Source organism: Pseudacidobacterium ailaaui (assembly GCF_000688455.1).
GTDB classification, from domain to species: Bacteria; Acidobacteriota; Terriglobia; order Terriglobales; family Acidobacteriaceae; genus Pseudacidobacterium; species Pseudacidobacterium ailaaui.
Genome location: NZ_JIAL01000001.1, coordinates 3639203 through 3661724, shown reverse-complemented (window position 1 = coordinate 3661724; position 22522 = coordinate 3639203). Strand labels below are relative to the sequence as shown.

The 22522-nt window shown below is 53.4% G+C and carries 16 protein-coding genes; 12 read left to right on the top strand and 4 right to left on the bottom strand.

Annotated elements, in window-relative coordinates:
- Window positions 1–13: 13 nt before the first annotated feature.
- The gene (gene der / locus N655_RS19525) at window positions 14–1438 is read right to left on the bottom strand and encodes a ribosome biogenesis GTPase Der (protein WP_044934930.1); all 1425 of its coding nucleotides are present in this window, start codon (window positions 1436–1438) and stop codon (window positions 14–16) included.
- A 214-nt stretch (window positions 1439–1652) separates the two neighbouring features.
- On the opposite strand from der, the gene N655_RS0116295 reads away from it, so the two are divergent.
- From N655_RS0116295 to ribB, 3 genes are all read left to right on the top strand, one after another.
- Window positions 1653–2558 (top strand): ABC transporter ATP-binding protein, encoded by a 906-nt coding sequence (locus tag N655_RS0116295; protein WP_026443840.1) that lies wholly within the window; start codon window positions 1653–1655, stop codon window positions 2556–2558.
- Complete coding sequence (locus tag N655_RS0116290; RefSeq protein ID WP_026443839.1) at window positions 2551–3795, top strand: ABC transporter permease; 1245 nt, start codon at window positions 2551–2553, stop codon at window positions 3793–3795. Before N655_RS0116295 ends, N655_RS0116290 begins: the two co-directional genes overlap by 8 nt.
- A 68-nt stretch (window positions 3796–3863) precedes the next feature.
- Window positions 3864–5033 carry a 3,4-dihydroxy-2-butanone-4-phosphate synthase gene (ribB, locus tag N655_RS0116285; protein WP_026443838.1) on the top strand — a complete coding sequence of 390 codons (1170 nt, stop codon included), beginning with the start codon at window positions 3864–3866 and terminating at the stop codon, window positions 5031–5033.
- Between the two features lie 7 nt (window positions 5034–5040).
- On the opposite strand, the gene N655_RS19520 is transcribed toward ribB, so the two are convergent.
- On the bottom strand, window positions 5041–5697 hold the full coding sequence (locus N655_RS19520; protein WP_044934927.1) for an HAD family hydrolase: 657 nt from the start codon (window positions 5695–5697) through the stop codon (window positions 5041–5043).
- A 36-nt stretch (window positions 5698–5733) separates the two neighbouring features.
- Here N655_RS19520 and N655_RS0116275 point away from each other — a divergent pair, with 36 nt between their 5' ends.
- The 5 genes from N655_RS0116275 (at window position 5734) to N655_RS0116255 (ending at window position 12461) form a co-directional block, all read left to right on the top strand.
- Window positions 5734–6906 (top strand): pyridoxal phosphate-dependent aminotransferase, encoded by a 1173-nt coding sequence (locus tag N655_RS0116275; RefSeq protein WP_238324806.1) that lies wholly within the window; start codon window positions 5734–5736, stop codon window positions 6904–6906.
- A gap of 129 nt (window positions 6907–7035) precedes the next feature.
- Window positions 7036–8238: an L-rhamnose/proton symporter RhaT gene (rhaT, locus tag N655_RS0116270; RefSeq protein WP_026443836.1), complete on the top strand. Its 1203-nt coding sequence runs from the start codon at window positions 7036–7038 to the stop codon at window positions 8236–8238.
- Entirely contained in the window at window positions 8235–10748 is a 2514-nt protein-coding gene (locus N655_RS0116265) for an alpha-L-rhamnosidase-related protein (RefSeq protein ID WP_202900374.1), read from the top strand. Before rhaT ends, N655_RS0116265 begins: the two co-directional genes overlap by 4 nt.
- A 58-nt stretch (window positions 10749–10806) precedes the next feature.
- Window positions 10807–11976 (top strand): glycosyltransferase family 2 protein, encoded by a 1170-nt coding sequence (locus tag N655_RS0116260; RefSeq protein WP_162173572.1) that lies wholly within the window; start codon window positions 10807–10809, stop codon window positions 11974–11976.
- Between the two features lie 5 nt (window positions 11977–11981).
- Complete coding sequence (locus tag N655_RS0116255; RefSeq protein ID WP_044934922.1) at window positions 11982–12461, top strand: nucleoside deaminase; 480 nt, start codon at window positions 11982–11984, stop codon at window positions 12459–12461.
- Between the two features lie 64 nt (window positions 12462–12525).
- On the opposite strand, the gene N655_RS0116250 is transcribed toward N655_RS0116255, so the two are convergent.
- Window positions 12526–13929 carry a C45 family autoproteolytic acyltransferase/hydrolase gene (locus N655_RS0116250; RefSeq protein ID WP_238324805.1) on the bottom strand — a complete coding sequence of 468 codons (1404 nt, stop codon included), beginning with the start codon at window positions 13927–13929 and terminating at the stop codon, window positions 12526–12528.
- Window positions 13930–14490: 561 nt separating this feature from the next.
- Here N655_RS0116250 and N655_RS0116245 point away from each other — a divergent pair.
- From N655_RS0116245 to N655_RS0116230, 4 genes are all read left to right on the top strand, one after another.
- Window positions 14491–17946 (top strand): carboxypeptidase-like regulatory domain-containing protein, encoded by a 3456-nt coding sequence (locus tag N655_RS0116245; RefSeq protein ID WP_238324804.1) that lies wholly within the window; start codon window positions 14491–14493, stop codon window positions 17944–17946.
- Window positions 17947–18062: 116 nt separating this feature from the next.
- Window positions 18063–19391: a tetratricopeptide repeat protein gene (locus N655_RS0116240; RefSeq protein ID WP_155987633.1), complete on the top strand. Its 1329-nt coding sequence runs from the start codon at window positions 18063–18065 to the stop codon at window positions 19389–19391.
- Complete coding sequence (locus tag N655_RS0116235) at window positions 19391–20551, top strand: alkaline phosphatase family protein (protein ID WP_026443829.1); 1161 nt, start codon at window positions 19391–19393, stop codon at window positions 20549–20551. Before N655_RS0116240 ends, N655_RS0116235 begins: the two co-directional genes overlap by 1 nt.
- 1 nt (window position 20552) lies before the next feature.
- Window positions 20553–21758, top strand: a complete 1206-nt coding sequence (locus N655_RS0116230) for a hypothetical protein (RefSeq protein WP_026443828.1) — start codon at window positions 20553–20555, stop codon at window positions 21756–21758.
- Between the two features lie 50 nt (window positions 21759–21808).
- Here the strand turns inward: N655_RS0116230 and N655_RS20805 are convergent, their stop codons facing one another.
- Window positions 21809–22516 (bottom strand): DUF190 domain-containing protein, encoded by a 708-nt coding sequence (locus tag N655_RS20805; protein WP_202900348.1) that lies wholly within the window; start codon window positions 22514–22516, stop codon window positions 21809–21811.
- Between the last annotated feature and the right edge of the window lie 6 nt (window positions 22517–22522).

Here is a 22522-nt window from a genome sequence, read left to right as displayed (position 1 = left end):
CAGGAACCATGTTTTAGTCTTGTCCGCTTTTCTCCCTTGCCTTGACCTTGAACCATATCGGGGACCCTTCAAAGCCGAAGGCCCTGCGGACCTGGTTTTCTAAAAAGCGTTCAAAGGAGAAGTGCAGTTTCGCATCCCGGTTTGTGAAGAGCACGAAGGTCGGGGGGGCCACCGCCGCCTGCGTCATGTAATAGATGCGCATTTTTTTTGAAACTGGTACTCCGGCGCGTTCAAAATCTACATGCTCCAGGAACTTGTTCATCTGACTGGTTGAGATGCGTTTGCGCCGTTCCTTTGCGACGCGGAGAATTGCATCCAGCACGCGCGAAACGTTTGTTCCCTGAGCGGCTGAGACAAAGACCACTGGCGCGTAATCAAGATATTTGAGTACGTTGCGCAGCTGCTGTTCAAAGATCTGGCGTTTCGCCGGAGGCCTTCCGTCGCTACGCTTGGTCGTTACAAGGTCCCATTTGTTGACCACAAGAATCACGGAGCGACCGCTCTCATGGGCATAGCCCCCAATGGTGGCATCCGACGCAGTCACGCCTTCCGTGGCGTCAATGACCAGCAAGGCGACATCGGCGGCCTGCAGATGCTTACGCGCCATGACGACAGACAGCTTTTCTGCCATCAGGTGTGTTTTGCCTTTCCGGCGAATACCTGCTGTGTCCACAATGCGCAGCTTTTGATCTGCGTGCTCAATCACCTCATCAACCGCATCTCTTGTTGTGCCGGCAATGGGAGAGACAATGGCGCGCGAAGAGCCAGTGAGAGCGTTCAGCAGGGTAGATTTGCCTACGTTGGGCCGCCCGATGATCGCAACGCGTATCTCCTGCTGCTGGAACTCGCCATGCGTGCGATGCAGAGTTTCTTTGTGCCCTGGTTGAACAGCAGCAATCGCTTGCTTTTGTTCCGGGAAGTGAAGAACAGAAAATACCTGGTCCAGCAGATCGCCGATATTGTGGCCATGTTCGGCTGATATCGGAACCAGATTTTGGATACCCAGACGGCGGAAATTTTCTGCTGCAGTTTGCAAGGCTTCAGTATCAATCTTATTGACAGCAAGGAAGAGCGGCTTTCCTGTTTTGATGAGCAGGCGGGCGAGATCCAGGTCCGGAGAAGCAAGTTCGGTCCGGCCGTCTACAACCATGACGATGGCCTGTGCTTCTTCCAGTGCGACGCGGGCCTGGCGGAAGATTTCTGCTGGAATGAGGGCCTCGTCTTCAGGAATGATCCCTCCCGTATCAACAATTCGGGCCAGACGGCCGTCCCATTCTACCTCTCCATAAATGCGGTCGCGCGTGATCCCTGGTTCATCACCCACAATGGACCGCCGGGACCCTGTGATCCTGTTGAAGAGCGTGGACTTGCCAACATTCGGTCTGCCAACGATGGCAATCAGAGGTGGTGCGGCGGAATCTTGTACTGGATTTTTCAATGTATGACCAAGCGGAACTCAGAAGAATATACCGGAAGTGCGAAAATGGCCTTCCATGCATGGTCAGGCCGCCTTCTCGCGGAAAAATAAGCTTCCTTTTGAAATTTTACCGGAACAGGAAGCTGCAATTGGAGATTCTGAAAAAGACCAGACCACTTGCCGCTCTTCTTCGTATACACTGACGCCACAGCCAAATGGGAGAAAATTCAACTGCATGACACCAGTCGTTGAGCTGGACCATATCTCAAAATCCTATGAGAACAAAGTTGCCGTCCGGGACCTGAGTCTGAGCATTGGTCCTGGAACCATGTTTGGATTGTTGGGACCAAATGGTGCAGGCAAAACTTCAACCATCCGTATGATGGTGGGCATTACGATGCCGGATTCGGGCTCTGTGCGTCTGCTGGGCAGGCCATTTTCGCGCGCAAGCCTGCAAAAAGTTGGTTATTTACCAGAGGAGCGTGGTCTCTATAAAAAAATGAAGGTCATGGACCAGCTCATTTTTATGGGAGAGCTGAGAGGGCTGGATGCAGAGACGGCCAGCCGGCGTGCCCATGAATGGTGCGAAAGGCTGCAGATTCTCGATTCCATTGAGAAGAAGACCGAAGAGCTGTCGAAAGGGATGCAGCAGAAAATCCAGTTTATCGCGACGCTGCTCCATGAACCCCAGCTCATTATTATGGATGAACCATTCTCCGGCCTTGATCCGGTGAATGCTGTTCTGCTACAGGATGCGCTGCTGGAACTGAAGCGGGCAGGCAAGGCCATTTTGTTTTCTACCCATCGTATGGACCAGGTGGAGAAGCTATGTGATTCGATCTGCCTGGTCAACAATGGTGAGGCCGTGCTTGCCGGAGCGATGCGCGAAATCAAGTCCCGCTATGAGCGCAACCGCGTCGTCATTCAGTTTGAAGGCGACGATTCCTTTCTGCGCCACCCTGCCGTGGCAGCATACAAGGACTATTCCGACCATGTTGAAGTCCGCCTCAAACCCCATGCAGATGCGCAAAGCCTCCTGCAGGAGGCCGCAAGCAAAGCAAAGATTTATCGATTTGAACTGGCCGAGCCATCGCTGGAAGAAATTTTCATCCAGACCGTAGGAGAAAAAGTAGATGCGTGACATCTGGCTGATTGCAAAACGCGAGTATCTGGAGCAGATTCGGGGCAATGCCTTCCGGCTTACCACAGTACTGATCCCTGTAATTTTTGTCGCCATTCTGGCAATCTCCTACTACACCGGCAAGAACTCCAGTGCGGGAAAGCATATTCTTGTGGCGGCTGCTGATCCACAACTGGCAAACAGTGTCCGTGACCAGTTGCTCTCGGACAAGGATGCTCGCATGAGCGTGGATGTGCTGGCGCCTGTTCACGCGGAGGACCGGCAGCGGCTTATCTCAGAGGTGGACCAGAAACAGCTGGATGGATTTCTCTGGATTGAAACGGGTCCCGAGAACAAGGTCGAGGCCACATATGCCGGCCGGTCGTCCGGTGATTTCACCATGGATGCCCGGTTAAACCATGCCCTGGACCGTGCGGTGATTCAACATCGCTTGATTGCACATGGAATTGCCGCCAGCAGTGTGGAGGCCATCACCAGCAGCGTCCGGATCCAAACCGAGCAGGTGAAGAATGGTCGGGAGGTCCCAGCAGATGCTCTGAGCAGCTTCTGGGCCGCCTATGTCATGGCGTTTCTACTTTCCTTCACTGTCGTGATGTATGGCATGAATGTCGGACGGTCCATCATCCAGGAAAAGACATCGCGGATCTTTGAAGTCATGCTGGCTACGGTAAAGCCGGGCGACATGCTGGCGGGAAAGCTGATTGGCATTGGAGCTGTTGGCATGACGCAGCTTGCCATCTGGGCTGCTGGTGTTCTTCTGTTTTCGAGTACTGCTTTGGCCGCGATGTTGATGTCGGGAAACTTCAGGCTGGAGATCTCTCCTGTTGAAGTTGTGATTTTTATTTTGTATTTCATTTTGGGCTACGCCTTCTACAGCGCGCTGTTTGCGGGACTGGCCGCGACCTGCGAGAGTGAGCAGGAGCTGCAGCAGTATGCTCCTCTGGCTGCTGTGCCGATCTGGCTGGGTTTTGGAATGATCACCTATATCATGAGCAACCCGGCATCATTCTGGTCAGTTCTAGTGTCCATGTTTCCTCCCTGTGCGCCGATTACTATGTTTCTGCGAATCGCGTCCCAGTTTCCTCCTATGTGGCAGATCGCGCTTTCACTGGCCATCCTTGCCATTTCCGTTTGGATTGTGATCTGGTTTTCTTCACGCATTTATCGTGTAGGCATTCTGATGTATGGAAAGCGGGCCACAGTCCCGGAAATGCTGCGTTGGCTTCGCTATAGCTAGGTGGAAATGGCCGTCGTGTGCGGCCTTCGAGTGGCAAAGTTTGTTCCGCTGGCTCAGAATAGAAGGTTATGGCTGCGCAGCCTCCCTTTACCGATGTTCCGGGCGCCCTGGAAGAAATTAAGGCCGGGCGCATGATCGTAGTTGTGGACGATGAAGACCGCGAGAACGAAGGCGATCTTACGTTGGCCGCAGAGTTTGTTACGCCTGAGGCGATCAATTTCATGGCGAAATATGGCCGCGGCCTTATTTGCCTTACTTTGACAGAAGAACGTGCCGACTATCTGCGTCTGACGCCTATGGTGCAGCAGAATTCCTCACGCTTTGGCACGGCATTTACTGAGAGCATTGAAGCGCGTGAAGGGGTGACGACTGGCATCTCGGCGCACGACCGTGCGCATACGATCAGGGTTGCCATTGACCCCAGGTCTACGGCAAATGATCTTGCCCGCCCCGGGCACGTCTTCCCATTGCGCGCGCGCAAAGGAGGGGTCCTGGTCCGCGCCGGACAAACCGAAGCCTCTGTAGACCTGGCCCGTATGGCGGGGCTGGTCCCTGCTGGGGTAATTTGCGAGATCATGAAGGACGATGGCACCATGGCGCGTGTGCCAGACCTCATCGAGTTCTGCCAGCAGCACGGAATGAAAATGCTCACCGTAGCAGAACTTATCCGCTACCGCCTGCAAAATGAGCGATATATCTTCCGCGTAGCAGAGACGGACCTGCCCACCCCATACGGCGATTTCCGGATGATTGCTTATGAAAGTGAAGTCAACGGAGATGAGAGCCATCTGGCGCTGGTGCGTGGCGATGTGGACAAGGTTGACGACCCGGTGCTGGTGCGTGTCCATTCCCACTGTCTGGCCGGGGACGTTTTCGGCGCCACATTGTGCGACTGCCACAGCATTGTTCAGCGGTCCCTGAAGGCGATTGCCGATGCAGGATGCGGTGCTCTGATTTATCTGCACAATACCAGCCGGGGGTTTGAAATCGACCGCTCGGTCGCCCCGCACCGCATTGTTCTGCATCGCGAAGCCCGCCAGCGGGAGGCACGCGATGAACGGCACCAACGCATTCTGCGCCAGGTTGGACTGGGAGGGCAGATCCTGGCCGATCTAGGGATCCACAAAGTACGTCTGCTTTCCAACACACCCACACATGTACCAGCCCTGCATGGTTTTGGCGTGGAGATTGTTGAACAGGTGCCTGTCCCGGACATGGGTGAAGTGCTTCGATCCTGACGAAGCCTCAGGCTGTCGTGCTGCCCACCGTTTCCTCGGGTAGAGGAAAATGATCCGGCCATCCAATTGAAGCGAGTGTTTCGCGAAGCTGCGCGACACCCTTGAATTGCAGGGCGTGAAGACCCACGCGGCGCGCTGACTCTACATTTTCCGGCTTGTCATCCAGAAAGAGTGCTTCTGACGGAAGTACCTCTAACTTTTCACAGGTGTGAGTGTAGATTGCCGGGTCGGGCTTGGCGATGCCCAGTTCGCAGGACCATGTGTGGTGATGGAAGTCCCCAAGCCACGCAAACTCCTGCCGCATAAAGCTCAGGGTCTCTTCCCCCATGTTGGACAGGATGCCGATGCGAAGGCCGGCATCGGCCAGCGATCGGGCCCAGGCCAGCATCGGCTCATTGATGGTGCACCACATCAGTACATCATTCTCAATCAGGCGCTCGATGTCAGTCTGTGTTAAATGGAGGCCTGTGTCCTGGGCAAACTGCTGCCAATAGGTACGTCCATTGAGTTGGCCCATGTCGTAGGCATGACGATGTGTCCAGTAATGGCGGTCAAAGGTTTCGCGGTCAAGTCCTGTGATGGCGAGAATATTGCTGAGCGCAGAGGGGTCCTGGGGTTGGCTCAAGACCATTCCGTAATCAAAAATAACAGCGCGGATCGCCATGCAGTCTCCTGTCTCTCTATTATGCGGTATATGACGATGCGATTTTCCACGCGCACAGCATGGGAGACCACAGAGACGGAATTGGCGCGTGCGTTGCAGGAGCGTAAAAGGTCCGGTTTGCCACTGTTCGATCTGACGGCTTCTAACCCGACGCGATGCGGTTTTGCTTATGATGCGGAGTCAATTCTTGCTCCCCTCTGTGTGCCAGGGGCTTTGGATTATGAGCCAGATCCGCGAGGAATGCTTGCAGCCCGCAGTGCCGTTTGCCGATACTACCGGGACCATGAGGCCATGGTTGGCCCGGAACAGGTCTTTCTGACTACCAGCACCAGCGAGGCCTACAGTTTTGTGTTTCGGCTTTTGTGTGATCCGGGAGATGAAATTCTAATTGCTCAACCAAGCTACCCGCTCTTTGATTTCCTGGCCACGCTGGACCACGTGCGACTGGTGCCATACCCGCTTTTTTATGACCACGGCTGGCATCTCGACCTGGAAGGCTTACGACGAGGGGTCACACCCCGAACACGGGCCATTGTTGTGGTCCATCCCAACAATCCAACCGGGCACTTTACAAAACTGCACGAGCGCAAAGCGCTGGAAGAACTATGTTCCGTACATGGTCTTGCGCTGATTGTGGATGAAGTCTTTTTGGATTATCCGCTCACAGAGGTTTCCGTCCAGAGTTTTGCGGCAGGTTCCCATTCGGTACTGACCTTCGTATTAAGTGGAATGAGTAAGATTGCTGGACTTCCGCAAATGAAGGCCGCGTGGATTGCGGCATTCGGACCGGAAGCGGAACTGACGCAGGCCCTGTCGCGGCTAGAGGTGATTGCGGACACCTTCCTGTCCATGAATGCTCCCGTACAATGTGCACTGCCTGTCTGGATCGAGCACAGGCAAAATATCCAACAGCAGATATTCAAGCGCACAGCGGCAAATTTGCAGACTTTGGATGCTCTGCTTTCCGCCCAGAGTATGGTGGACCGTCTTCATGCGGAGGGAGGATGGTACGCTGTCCTGCGCATCCCAGCGCTTCGCGAGGGAGAGGATCTGGCCGTAGAACTGGTCCGCGAGCACGGAGTTTCCCTGCATCCCGGATCATTCTTTGGTTTCCCCGGCAATGGACATTTGGTCGTAAGTCTGCTGCCAGAGGAAAAAGAATTTCGGTCAGGAATCGAAAGGGTCCTGGACGTTGTAAGGCTTGTCTGAAACATGTTTGCCAGTGTGTTTCAAAACAGAAATATATTGCACCTTGACATGAGCTGCCTGCCTCAAATATCGTTCGCATCAGGCTGAAAAGCAGGGACATCAACAGGCCATATTCAAGGGGAATGTTTCGTGGATGCAAACCCGCTACTGGGAGTGTTTTTTCATTGGCTGGGGGGCCTTGCCTCAGCCAGTTTTTATGTTCCGTTTCGTGGAGTCAAGCGGTGGGCATGGGAGACGTACTGGCTGGTCGGCGGTGTTTTTAGCTGGATCATCGTTCCCTGGCTCCTCGCCGGAGTGATGACGCGCGACCTTCTTGCAGTTCTGCATCAGGCACCCCTTAGCAGCATCCTCTGGACCTTTATTTTCGGGGTCCTCTGGGGCTTTGGAGGCCTCACCTTCGGACTGACCATGCGCTATCTGGGAATGTCGCTGGGCATGGCAGTAGCGCTAGGATATACGGCCGCCTTCGGTACACTCATGCCGCCAATCTTTCGCGGGCAATTTGCTTCGGAAGTATTAGGTTCGCGTTCCGGCATCATCATTCTCACTGGAGTGGTCGTCTGCCTTGCAGGCATTGCTTTTGCAGGTGCAGCAGGTATTTCAAAAGAACGCGAATTGTCGGATGAGGAAAAACGGGCAACAATCGAGGAATTTGATCTCAAGCGCGGACTACTTGTGGCCACATTTTGCGGCATTATGAGTGCCTGTTTTGCCTATGGATTGGCCGCTGGAGACCCGATCAAGGGAATCACGGTTGCGCATGGCACGTCTCCTTTATGGCAGGGACTGCCCGTACTGGTGGTTTTGCTGGCCGGAGGATTTACTACGAATTTTGTTTGGTGTCTGGTCCTTCATCTTCGTAACCACACCGGCTATCAGTATCTGGCAGCTGAGACCCGAGGACCTTACCCGTCCAGGGATGAAGAACCGGTGATTGAAACTGCGACCGATGCACCCGGCGTAGAGCTTGCTACGCAGGTCATGGACGCAGTCCAAGAGCAGGGAAAAGTACCCCTGATTGCAAATTATCTGTTCTCGGCCCTGGCGGGCACCACCTGGTATATGCAGTTTTTCTTTTACACCATGGGCGAAACCCAGATGGGGCGCTTCAAATTCTCAAGCTGGACGCTGCACATGGCCAGCATCATCATCTTTAGCACGTTATGGGGCATCGCCCTCAGAGAATGGAAGGGAGTCAGCCTTCGGACTCGCACGCTGGTGGCGTGCACTCTGATTGTGCTGATTGGTTCGACGGTCATCGTTGGATACGGAAACTATCTAAGTATTCGTCCAAACTCAGCCAGCGCGTCGGCGCAAGGAGTATCGCATTGAGAAGCAAATTGTTGTGGAAGTGCCTTGTTCTGGTTCTGTCCTGCACCGCATCAGCGCAGGAGCTGAAGCCGACCAGAATTCCTTTGGACCAGCTTGATCCTACGCGCAGCGTTCTCTCTCCCCGGCTGGAGTCGGCGATACACAAACCGCTACCAGAAGAATATATTTGGACGAGAGAAGATGCTGTCAGCAATGATGCTTTGCTTTCCTACCGGCGGCCGGCAAGGGACAGCGAGACAGCTCCGCACTACTTCCGCCGTTCTTTCATGCTCCACCAGGTCCCGGCGGCTGCAACCTTATATATCGCTGGTCCACGTTCGGTCGAGGTCTACCTCAACGGACAGATGATTGGCCATGATGAGGCCAATCTGGATGCTCCGATCGGAATCCAGATGTTTACCTTCGATGTCTCCCGTGCTTTGCGTCAGGGGAAGAATGTAATCGCTCTGAGAGTGGTACGCGGGGCCGGAGTGAATGGGTTTACCAACAGCCGTTTGACGATGCAGCTTGCCGCCGGTAAGGCGATGGCAGTCAAGCTGGTGGGCGCGGCCCGGGGAGAGGCCAGTCCGGTCCTTGTCATCAGTGACAAAGACTGGAAGGCATCTCTGAATGCATCGGATGGATGGCAAAGGGGGGATTTTGAGGACAGTTCCTGGAAGTCTGCCGATAGCCTTGGGTCGATCGAAGGCTCGATTGATCTGTTCCAGTGGAATGCCGATGCAGGGATGTACAACTGGCCCGGATACGAGGGGATTTCCCCCTTTCTGGCCCAGGCCTCATTGCCGCCGGTCAGCGTAGAACACGTTTATAGCGGAGTGGGTACGGTGCACCATGCCGACGCCCTGAAAGGCGGCGAAGGAGAATTCACAGTAGACCTTCCTGCCCCGCAAGTGGAAGATACGCAGGCACCCCAGATTCTGCTGGATTTTGGGCGTGACGCCAATGGACGACTGCATTTTGTGTCCGACTCAGATCTGCCTGCAGTCGTGACGGTCCAGTATGGAGAATCCGAAGACGAAGCGCTGAAGCAACCTTACCTTGGCGTAAATGCTGTCTACATTCCAGCTCACGGATCGGCCTACGGTCCTAAGAGCGCGTTCCGCTATGCCTTGCTTCGCTTTGTGCAGGGTGGCAGGGGACTTCGTTTTAAATCCATCAATCTTGATCTGATTTATTATCCAGTCAAATATCAGGGATTTTTTGAATCTTCTGATCCGAAGCTGAACCTGATGTGGACCATCGGTGCCTACACGGCGCATCTGTGTATGCAGGACGACATCTGGGATGCGCCCAAGCGCGATCGTGGCCGCTGGATGGGCGACCTGGATGTGAGCGGACGCACGATCAATGATGTTTTTGCCGACCACTTTTTGATGGAAGACACTCTGGACCGATTGATTGGTCCGGCCCCGGTCCGCCAGCATGTGAACGGTATTGCAGGATACTCCGCCTTTTGGATCACTGGGGAGGCCGAGTACTACCGTCATTTTGGAAACAAGCAGCAGTTGATGTCGTTTCACGATCGTCTGGTACAGCTCATGCACTACATGGAAAAAGAGCTGGATGAACGCAATTTGTATGTCAATCATACGGGGTCATGGCCTTTTGTAGACTGGTCTCCGGAACTCAATGGGGACACGCCGGAAGCGCGTTTTGGAACACAGTTGGAGTTTATTGCCGCGTTCGATCAGGGCGTGTATCTGCTGAAAGAGATGGGAGACACGGCAAATGCCGAGCAGTTCACAAGAGAACTGGATGCACTCAAGTCTGCTGCCCGCCAGTATCTGCTCGATAAGCAGACGAATGCGTACAGCAGCCGCTGGCAGTTGAATGCAATGGCGGTCTTGTCGGGTCTGGTTCCTGCGTCGCAGTATTCGGACATCTGGAATGCTTCTCTATCAAGTGTAGGAAAAATCAAGTACAACGCGTTCATCATCACGCCCTACTATAACTATTACGTCATCAGTGCCATGGCAAAGATGGGCCACCGGCAAGAGGCCCTTAACTGGATACGCCAGTACTGGGGAGGCATGGTAGACGAAGGTGCGACGAGCTTCTGGGAGGGTTACGATCCGGCCTGGTACAAAAATGATGCGCATGGTTCTCTACAGGCAGACAATATGTCCGGCTACCGCGTAAGTTTGGCGCATGGCTGGTCAAGCGGGGTAACGCCCTGGCTGATGGAAGAGGTGCTGGGGATTCATGCTACCGGCCCTGGTTTTTCCAGTGTAGATATTCGTCCTGATCTGATTGACCTGGATTGGGCCAAAGGCGGCGAGCCTACACCGCATGGAATGCTGAATGTGTCTGTCAGGAAGAAGGGAAGTGGCGCTGAGGTTGCCATCGATCTACCGGATCAGGTAGAAGCGCATGTCTCAGTCCCTGTGTCTTCTGCGGGGCAGCAAGTGTTGGTCAATGGAAAAGCAGAACATGCTGAGAGCTCAGAAAATGGCGCGCGCGCCATTGTTGTGCTGCGACAGGCCGGACATTATGAGATTTCGACGCAATAAATTCAGGTCTGCCACGGTCTGACAAGCAGGACAGCATTGTTTTGTCATACTAATGACAATGCTGTCTTTTTCTCTTCTGGTACTTGCTTGGGTGATTGCGTTTCTTTGGCTTTGGCGGACCTCGGTTGCCTTGTATCACCTTCCGCGCCTGCCCAATCTTCTGACTGCGGCAGAGGTCAGGTCGGATGTACCTCTAGTGAGGCCCTCTGTTTCTGTCATCGTTCCGGCCTGCAATGAAGAGCAGTCCATCGAGCAAACTTTGCGTTCCCTGCTTGCCCAGCGCAATGTTAACCTCGAAATTATTGCCGTCAATGACCGCTCAAAGGATGCGACCGGCACCATCATGGAACGTGTTGCAGCTCACACGGGCATCCGAGTCATTCATATCAGGGAATTGCCCACAGGGTGGATGGGGAAGACCCATGCCATGGCAGTAGCCGCAAGGCAGGCCACTGCGCCATGGTTATTGTTTACGGATGGCGATGTAATTTTTGAGGAGACGTGTTTGCATCGCGCTCTTGTATGGGCAGAAAACCAGGCTGACCATCTTGTGCTGTTTCCTACATTGGTGCTCAGAAGCTTTGGCGAACGCATGGTGCTTTCTGCCATCCAGCTGCTTTCCTTTCTTACCTGGCGTCCATGGAAGATTGCCGACAAAAAGAGCCGAGAGTCTGTGGGAATCGGCGCTTTTAATCTTGTGCGGCGCGATGTTTATGATGCCATTGGAGGCTTTGATGCATTGCCGATGGAGGTGCTTGAAGACCTTCGTTTCGGATTTCTTATCAAACAACACGGCTTCCGCCAGCGTTTTGTTTTTGGTCGCAATCTGATACGCGTCCACTGGGCTTCCGGGGTCATGGGGATTGTAAAAAACCTCACAAAAAACATCTTTGCTGTCTTTCGGTTCAATCCATTCCTTTTGCTTGCAGTCTGTATGGCCCTTGCTGGCTTCTGCTTCGTGCCTTTGCTGGCTGTTGCTGGACCTGGCTCTGCGCCGTTGTCTTCGTTGCTTGTGCTGGTCTGCGCTGTGGCCATGTATCGTTATCTCGGGCAGCAGATCACCAGCGTCCGCTCTGCCTATGTAGTTTTATATCCTATCGCCGCGGTGTTCATTCTTTATGCCCTGGTCCGCTCCATGCTGATCACGCTTATACGTGGAGGGGTTGTTTGGAGAGGCACCTTTTATCCGCTCAGGGAACTACGCAGCCAGGCCGGGCCTTTACGATAAAGAGTATGTGCAGGGAATTGAAAGAGCAGTTCATGCGGCGTGCCATTGCGATTGCTACGGAAAATGTTCGCAGCAATCGAGGGGGACCATTTGGGGCCGTCATTGTGAAAGATGGCCAGATTGTGGGCGAAGGCGCAAACTCAGTGACCGCCACCAACGATGCCACAGCACATGCAGAAATTGTGGCCATTCGCAATGCATGTCGGAACCTGAACACATTCAATCTAAATGGCTGCGAGCTTTTTACGAGTTGCGAGCCTTGTCCAATGTGCCTGGCTGCGTCCTACTGGGCACATATTCAGGCCATCTATTATGGAAACCGCGCAGAGGATGCGGCGCGCATCCACTTTGCCGATGCATTCCTCTACGAGCAGATTGCGCTTCCGCGAGAAAAGCGTAAGGTCCCGGAGATTGAAATGCTGCGCGAGGAGGCATGGGAGAGCTTTCAGGCCTGGACGGAAAACCCTGACAAAATCGAATATTGAACCGCGCGGAAACTTTGCGGCGGCCAGACCATGGCCGCCATCATACGAGCGGATCTTCTGCCGCTTATTGTGCCTTTTCACCTGCGGTAAAGGTAGTCCAGGGCCCGGCCTTCATATCACGCAGAATGGGCGCCATCCATTGAAATTCAGGATGTGCAGATAAAAAGGGCTTGGCCAAAAAGTCCTCACCGCAGGGATGCCCGGCGTGCGCAATGATGCTCATTTGAGCAGCCAACTCACTGGTTGTGACTTTTCCCTGCACGGCCCCGCCAGGGAAATAAGGTGGCCAGTCCCATTGCGGAATCCCATCTTTTACTGTGTCCACGTGTCCGCACAGACTGCGCTGGTCCGCCATTTCCTTTTTTAGAAAACTGTCTTGATGGTCGCTAAGGAAACGGCCCGCAGCGTCGGCGTCGATCTTCCCTTTGTTTGTGGACATAAGCTGTTCCCAGCGCACGCGGCGCGCATTGGGCGAAGTTGAGAGGTCGTTGTAGTTGAAACCGCTGGTTTCCTCCTGGATGAGCTTAGGGTCGCGGGCGAAGTTTGAACTCACAAAATATCCGTCCTTTGTGCGCCACAGCGGAGTGTTTTTCAGCCCAAGTTCTAGATACGCGATTTCTCCGGTTTTGCGATCGCCAATCAGCCAATCGTTTGCGTATCCGCCATTGTTATCTTTGCGCAGAATGGAAGCCACATCGTCTATGGAGTTTGCATATTGCAGCGCCTTGCGCGAGCGCATAAACGTCGGACTGCCATGGGAGTTCCATCCCTCAAACTGGGAGATGGTTGTCTCACTCAGCATGATTCCGGCATCGTTAATGCCAAAATCGTCATTGCTGGTGATCATCCCGGGCACGCCATCCATCAAGATGCGATGGCCCTTTTCCGGTTGGATGTCGAAGATCATGGTCCAGCGTGCGCCTTCTGCATAGGAGCTCCAGTTGTTATGGGCAATGACAATCCTGCCATCTTTGGTATAACTTCCGGTGGCGATAAAGGCGCTGCAGTTTCCTGGTGCATCTACTTTTGGAGCATCTTTTCTGGGCTGCTGTTTGTTGAGCCAGGGAACATAATATTCTGACAGTTCCATCGTGCCATTCAGCGCGACAATGTCCCACACATCAACATGGACGCCTTGAGCGCGTGCGCCTTGAGCAATCGCGGAAATCTCCTGCTGATATTCCGGATCCATGTGCGGCCAGAGGATGGTCTTGGCGGTATTTCGAAAAAAGGCCCAGTCATGACCTGTGCTGTGCTGGTCTTCTATCTTGAAAACCTGCAAAGCATCGGCAATTTTGTCTGCCAACAGATAACCGTGCGCATAGCCAATTTCTTCCGGAGATCCCTCAAGATGAACATAGGTCCATCCGTTGCGTTCGAAGCGATACGCGCCATGTAGATGGGGATCATGCTTGTTTGCGGGCTGCTGAGCAGCAAAGCAATGGACACTGAATATTGCGTTCAGCACGATTGTGGACAGCCACCCACACATGAACAAGCCTCGATGTCTCATGACGTATGCTCCCGGGAAAATTGCTTGCCTACGAAAATAGCATGGCAGGAAGATGTTCCATATCGTATGGCAGGCACTTCAGAGAGATGCCATAAAAATTTTTATTGACAATCGTGTTTCTCTTCCACTACATATGGTCCCCGGGAAATGTTAACGGTTTCATCCTGGTCGTTTGTTGAAAAGGCAGGTTGAACAAAAATCAAATGTATTCGTTTACTTGTGAATGTACGCGCGTACATTGCAAGTAGAGAAAGGAGAAAGGGTGTAACCAGACAGATACAAATCACGGGACGCTCTACCGAAAGGCCAGGCTGCATGAAGTGGAATGAAACAAGCGCCTGAAAGAAAGTAAACATGATGCAAAGTGGTATGCAGTTCCAGACAGACACTTTCCAGGGAGGTTGGTGTATGCAAAGTATGATCCATGGACCTACTGCCGTGTGGCGTAGGCTCTTGTACAAAATTTTCCCAGCAATCGTTTTCTTGCTTCTGGCCCCGTGCCTTGCCCTCGGGCAGATGGACCAAGGCTCAGTCACCGGCGTGGTCACAGATACTACTGGCGCGGTCGTTCCGAACGCCCAGGTCACGCTGAAAAGCACAGACACTGGTCTTGAGTTACAAACGAAAACTGACCAGAGCGGAGTCTATACCTTTTCGCCAGTCAAGATCGGGAACTACCAGGTTACAGTGGGTGCGCCCGGTTTTCAGACAACAACACAATCGAACCTGCACTTGGACGTACAACAGCGCCTTGCTGTGAATGTTGAACTGAAACCTGGTGCAGCCACGGAGACGGTGGAAGTCACGACTGCGCCGCCCTTGATGCAAACCGAGGAAGGCTCGACCGGTCAGGTGATGGACACCAAGACCATCAATGACACTCCGCTAAATGGCCGCAACTGGGTGTTTATTGCGCAACTCGCAGCGGGCGCAGCGCCACCGAGCGGTTCGCGCGGAGCAGGCAAGGGCGACTTCAACGCCAATGGACAGCGCGCCGAGCAGAACAACTTCATTCTTGATGGTGTGGACAACAACAACAACGTCGTGGACTTCTTGAACGGCGCGAGCTTCATCGTGCGGCCTCCACCGGACGCTCTGGCTGAGTTCAAGGTGCAGACAGGCGCGTACAGCGCGGAATTTGGCCACTCAGCAGGTGCTGTTATCAACGCCAGTATCAAAAGCGGCACGAATGAGATTCACGGTGACCTGTGGGAGTACATCCGCAACGACGCCTTTGATATTCACGACTTTGACGCGACTCCGGGAACTGTGCCGAAGTACCGGGAAAACCAGTTCGGTGCAACCCTTGGCTTTCCCATCATCAAAAACAAGCTGTTCTTTTTCGGCGATGTGGAAGCGAACCGGATCATCTTTGGAGAAACACATTCCGGTCAAACTGTCCCAACTGCTTTGATGCGGCAAGGGAACTTTAGTGAACTCCTAAATCCTTCGCTGACCTCAGGCGGGACCGCAGTCACTCTGTATGAGCCGAGCACGACCAATGCTGGGACTACGCCAATGTCCTGCAACGGTCAGCAAAATGTTCTTTGCTCAAACCAGATCGATGCGGTAGCCCAAAAGATCCTAAACCTCTATCCGATGCCGAACGTCGGAGTGGCAGGACAAACCTATAACAACTACACCAGCCAAAGCAACGCGCAGGACAACACCTGGCAGTGGGATGCGCGTATGGACTGGAACATCAGTTCAAAAGACCAGACGTTTGCCCGGTTCAGCTACATGCATGATCCAGCCGTGCATCCCGCGCCTCTGGGAGAAACTCTGGATGGCGGTAGCTTTGGTGATACCGGCAATATTATCAATTTAGGCGAAAATTTTGCCTTTAGTGAAACCCATATCTTCACTCCGACGCTCTCAAACGAGTTCCGGTTTGGCTATAACTACGGCCACTTCGGATATCAGAACTTTCATGCATATGATCCCAACTTTGCCACATCACTTGGCTTTGGCGGGATCCCCTACAATCCCGGCAATGGCGGACTGCCTTATGTTAATGTGGGTGGTTTGTCGCATTTTGGGTCGCCCCAGTTCTACATTTCCAACGAATATGACAACGTGTGGCAGGTGCTGGATAACGTGACAAAAATTGCTGGTAACCATGCTTTAAAAATGGGAGTCAGCATCCAACACGTACGCTTTTCCACCACGCAACCTACGCAGCCCCGTGGGACGTATAACTTCACGGGCGTCTATACCTCCCAGGTGGGGACACCGAATACCGGCTTCGGTGCGGCCGACTTCCTGCTGAACCTGATGAATAGCTCGGCCATATCCAACGTATTCAACAGCGATGATGTTCGCTGGGACAATGCTGGATATTTTCAGGATGACTGGAAGGTAAATGCAAAGCTGACCTTGAACCTGGGCATCCGTTATGAATATTTCCAGCCCTATGAAGAAAGGCACGGTCACCAGGCCCTCTTTTATCCGACCAATGCTCCTTCTGCTGGTGGAGGAACAGGTGTCTATCTTCTTCCCGCTAAAAGCAGAAATGTTGTCATGGCGCAGAAGTTCCTGGATCTTTTAGCAAAGGACAACATCAGCCTGCAATATAGTAACTACAATCCGCTTGTGAAGGGACAGAACCTTAACTTTGCTCCGAGATTTGGCTTCGCCTTCCGCCCGAATGATAAGACCGTCATTCGCGGTGGTTTCGGCATCTTCTTCGGAGGACTGGAAAGTGCTGGTTACTACCCAAACCTGGGTGAGAACTACCCGTTTGAATTTGATTCCAGCTTCAATTCTCCAACAAGCTGTACTGCTGGAGGAACTTGCCCAACCAACGGCTTTACTCTGGAAACCGGCTTCAGCAATGCGATTGCACAAGGTCTGCAAAATGCAATCAATACGCCGGCCTTGCGCGGTGGAGACCCACATGCCAAGACCGCTTACAGCGAGCAATTCAACCTTTCCACAGAGTATGCACTGACCAACAACATGGTGGCGAGCATTGGCTATGTCGGTTCACTGGCAAGGCATCTGCTCGTCTTTCCAAACCCGAATGGAATGGTGGCATTGGCACCAAACGGTTATGGTCCAACACCCAATCCACTCCAGCCATTCCCGGATTTTGGGGGTGTGGCGTATAACTCCTACCAGGGAGTTTCCAATTACAATTCGCTTCAGGCCAAACTGGAGCGCCGTTTGTCGAATGGCCTGAGCTTCCTCACAACTTACACTTACTCGCATTCTTTGGATGATGCTCCCACTCCGCTTGGCAGCACAGGCGATGGAGGCTATAGGGGCACCAATATCGTGCCCATTGGACTTGATTATGCAAGCTCGCCCTTCGACGTGCGTCATCGTCTTACCTTCAATGGAAATTATCAACTTCCCTTTGGAAGAGGACGCAGGTTTATGAATCACGGAGGGGCAGCCGACTACCTGTTTGGTGGATGGGCTACAAGTCTTACATTCCGTGCGCAGACAGGCGAGCCGTTCACCGTCTATTCAAGCAACATATCCAATCCGTCCGGGGCCAGTGCTCGCGCTATCCGGATAGCGGACCCCTTCAAGGGTGGAGGAACACCAGACCCCAGTTATGGCGGCAGCTTTACCTGTCCAACAAAAGTAAAGACGTTGAATAACTGGTACAACCCGTGTGCCTTCCGTAACCCCAAGGCAAGTGACATCACCTATAAATCCGATGGCACTCCGAATACAGTGAGCGGGGGTGCAGCACTGGCTTACCTTGGCTCTTCTCGGAATCAGGTCATGGGACCTGGCTATGTAAGAGTGGATTCATCGCTCTTCAAGTCTTTCCCTACCTGGCACGAGCAGAACCTCCAGTTCCGGGCCGATGTGTTCAACCTGCTCAATACACCTGGGTATGGCGAACCGTCGAACACTGGTCTTGGGCCGAATGGCGGTCAGATTACGGGTGCACGGTTCTTCCAGAACTACACTCCGGACTCCCGCTTCTTCCAATTCTCTTTGAAGTACAACTTCTAAGAGCTACACTAGCTTCGGCGGGCAGACAATCATCTGTCCGCCGGAGATCGTCAGATTCGGTGATTTTCCGGCCTTTCATTTCCGCATTTTTCCTCACGATTTTGTCTGGAGCAGGAATGCCTGTTTTGCTTGCTCAACACAGGACCGCTGCGAAGGATGCCGAATCACTTGCTGCTGCGATGAAGGCCGAAGATGAAGGGCACCTGCATGAGGCCGAGAGCATTCTCGCTTCGCTAGCAGCGAAGTATCCTGAGAGCTTTGAAATCAGCGCGTCGCTTGGCGAAATCTACGCAGAAGAAGGAAATTACGCTCAGGCTGCTCCGTTGCTGGAAAAAGCCGTCAAGCTGAGGCCCTCCTCCGCTCCGGTATTGGCGAACCTTGGGGCGGTCTATCTCAAGCTGGATCGCAATGAAGATGCTGTTCGTGTGCTGCGGCGCGCTGCACTGCTCGATCCGAAAAATCCAGCGACGCAATCCAATTACGGACTGGCACTCATGCAGATGAAACATCCGGCAGAAGCAGCGAAGGCGTTTGCAACAGCGGCGAGCGTGAAAGCCCCGGATGATGATCTGCTTTATAACTGGTCTCTGGCGCTCTATGACTCCGGGCAGTATGACGAAGCCGGTGAAGTTCTGTCACGCGCCTCGAACCTGGGGACGTCCGCTGCAGCACAGTCGCTCATGGGCGACATCTGCGAAAAGCAGAAAAATTACAAAGATGCGGGCGAGCATTACGTGGCAGCGGTCAAGCTTGATCCCAGTGAGCAGAACATCTACACTGCCGGAATCGAGTTTTTGAGGCATTGGACATTTGATCCGGCGATTCAGTATTTTCAATTTGGAGTGAAACATTACCCAGCCAGCAAGCGTATGCTTCTGGCCCTTGGAATTGCGCATTACTCGAACAATGAGTTCGCCAAGGCTGCGCCGATTTTTGCACAGTTGCTGAATTCTGATCCGGACGACGAATTTGTTGCCAGCCTGCTGGGGCATGATTGCAGTCTGATGCCGGATGACAGCCCGGGTTGTTCCAGTCTGGTTGATTTTGCACAGCGGCACACGAAGAACGCTCCCGTAGCCACATACGCTGCTGCAAGTATTCTGCACCGTCCCAGCGATCAGCAGGACTTGGCACTGGCGAACCAGTTGTTGCAGCAGGCGATTGCTGCTGATCCAAAGTTTCCTGAGTCGTATTATCAGCTTGGAGTGCTGAAGCAGCAGAAAAAGGACTGGCAGGCCAGCTTGGCTCCGTTGCAAAGAGCAATCGCTTTGAGGCCGGCGTATTCGCAGGCGCATTACCGGCTGGCGCTGGCCTATTCACACACGGGGCAGCATGAAAAGGCGCAGGCGGAAATTGGACTGCAACAGAAATATAGCCAGCAGGAAAAAGATGATTTGAATGCAAGGTTTAGGCAGGTGACAACATTCCTGGTGTCAAAAAATTGATGAGCATCAACCATTCTGACGCGCGTGAAGCAGCAAGGCGCATCGCCTGGAGCCGGCGCGATTTTCTGCGGTCTTCAGCCGGGTTGGCGAGTGCGGCGTCCGTCTTTAGTTTTTCTCCCTTGCGCGCACTGGCACAGTTGAAGAACCAGAAGGTGGTTGTCGTTACCTTCGGGGGGGGCGCTCGCGACGAAGAAACCTTTGCACCTGAAGGCCAGGAGAACATTCCTAACTTGGTGAAAACACTTTTCCCGCAATCCACTTTTTATGCGCAGGTGGTAAATCGGGGAATTCTGGGGCATTACGTAGCCACTGCAAGTCTTGCTACTGGCGTTTACGAAACATTTAATAACTTTGCTGCTGTACCTCCGGAGAACCCAACTGTTTTTGAGTATTTTCGTAAAGACCTAAGGCGCCCCCTTCATGATGCATGGGTAGTAGCGCCAAGCAACGGGTTCAATCGCATTGGCGAAAGCAACAATCGCTCTTATGGGGCAGGCCTGGGCGCGGGAGTGATTCTGCCCAAGCATTTATTGCAGGCAGCGCTACCTGCCCATGGGGCGATAGATTATGCGCACCTGCTCCGCGACAATTACGAAACGCCGTTCTACACGCCGGAACTTGCGGGCAGCGAAGTGGAGATGCAGCAACTGGAAGACATCCTCAAGCTCTCAGTCAATGATTTTGTGCATCATGCGATGAGTCTTGCCAGTCCGGATGAGCTTTCGGTTTATATCGCAAAGCAACTGATGCGGCAGATGGCGCCCAGTCTGCTCTGGATTACGCTGCATGATATCGATATAGCTCATTCTGGAGCGTATTCCCTCTATATCGGCGGAATTCAACGTTCTGACCGGCTCTGTGCTGAAATCTGGAACACCATCCAGTCTGAACCGGAGTACAAGGACAGAACGACCATGTTTGTCCTTCCCGATTTCGGCCGCGACTCCGACATGGACGCGGGGGGCAACGGTTTTCAGCACCATCGCACCGGAGATGCGCTTTCACGCACAACGTGGATGATGGTGCTTGGTCCCGGGATACGGCAGGGTATCGTAATTGACCGGCCTGTCGAATCCATAGACCTGGTGCCGACCATCGGTGCACGCCTTGGTTTTTCGGCGCGCTATAGCAAAGGTGTTCCCCTTACGGAGATTGCCTGAGATGCAACCGAATGAGTTGACAGCTTCAAACTTTGCATCTTATGCGCCTGGGGCACGGGCCTTTGCAATTGCCCATCTAAAGCTGTTCCAGCAATTACCGCTCTCACTGGCACCGCTGCTGCTGCGAGAAGTCATCGCCTATGACGTTCGTTTTCCTGCGGAGCAGCGCATTCTTCGTGACCAATTTGCCTATCTGGACTCCCTTTCGCCACAAGAGCGAAACTCGCTGTTGCAGGGATTCCTAGCCATACGTGTTACAGAGAAGCTTGCCGCCATGGACTGGGTCAGGCAGCCCCAGTCCTTCAGTGAGGCATGGACCGCCTATCTCTGGTCTACACACCAGATGGATGCGTTTCGGACTGCAGCGAATGAATATGCTGCGGCATGGCAGAAAGCAAAACCCGACCCGGAACCAGTTGTTCCCAGGCTCAGCATTGTTCTGGTGGGGCAGGGATGCACGGACAGTCCTTACCCGGTCTTCCGCAAGCTGCGTCCTTTGGGAACATTCTTTCCAAATCTGGATCCTGCCAACGGCTGGGAAGCCGTCCAAAAGACGGTCGTGGCGCGCGCTGCTAGCCATCCGGAAAATTATCAGCACTGGTATATTGACGGCGGAGAAGCTGCATTTGAAGATCCGCGCGTGACAAGGGTCTCTTATGCTGAGCTTACACCTGTCAGGCATGCCATCCTGAAGCGGATGCAGGCGGTCATTCACAGTGGAACCGGCGGTCCTGAAGCGTTACGCACACTTCTGGCGCAAACACGCCCAGAAGACATCGGTCTGGATGCCATAAAAGATGCTCCTTTGGCACACTTTCAAGCCAGCATTCTTACGGAAGGCTCTGGAACGCAGATCTTCAGCACGACCTTTGCACAGTGGACTGCACGTGAAGCCCTGCGGCGCGCGCAGCCCGTGACTTTACTGGTCCGATTTGCTCCTCGGCAGAGACAGCTTCCCATGAATGAGCTGCTGGCCGGGCAGAACCAAGAAATCGAAACCGATCCGGCTGGCTCGCTTATCGATGCCGATATAGGTGCGTACTATACCTGGATCAACCAGCAGCGGCTTTCCGGGGCCGAGAACAGCAGATTTCTAGCATGGTTTGAAGGTAGAAATGAGGCGCTGGCAATCGGGCCTGCGCTCCCTCGTGGTACCGTTTCTCCATCACGCTTGACGATGGGACAATTGCTGGAAATGTTGGGTTAGCAGCAACGCTGGTCTGAGTTCCGCTTCTTTGCTGTTTCTATGCTCCATAATCAAGACTCTTCCGTCCGATGTGCGTATTTGATGATGTCTGCATCCGACAATGTAACCAGGCCTTCCTGTACCATCTGGTCTACGACCGGTAGAAAAGACCTCAGCTTTTCTTCACTGTCCACAGCTGTAATCAGAATGGAGGCATCGTGCGAAAGGTGAAAGGGCTTTTCTTTGTGGACGCGCCGGTGAGCGCCATATCCAAGAATGCCCCGGTAGACAGAAGCTCCGGCCAGATCATAAGCGCGCATGGCCTGCACCAGAGCTTCATGCAGCGGTTTGCCCTGCCAACGGTCGCTCTCTCCAATAAAGATCTGCATGAGCTTCGCTTTGCCCTCAATCTTTACATGTTCTGGTTTTGGAGATTTCTGCTGTCTGGAAGGTCCGGCTGGCTTGATCACCGTGGTTTCTTGTAACTCGATTATTCCGCTCCCTGCCATTTCCTGCAGTCGCGGAAGAAGTTGGTGGACATTTTCCTCTGTTTCGATGAATTCAATCTTGACCGGAAGTTTATCGGATATCTCAACCGTACCGGCCGAATGCAGATGATGGTCAGCTCCGAATCCAGCAACACCCTTGAGCACCGTGGCCCCTGAAATTCCATGAAAAAACAGATAGTCCAGAATGCTGGAGTATGCGGAGCTTCCGTGATGGGTAGACCCTTCACTCAAATAAATCGAAACCTTGATTGCTTTTCCTGCGGACAGCATTGTTTC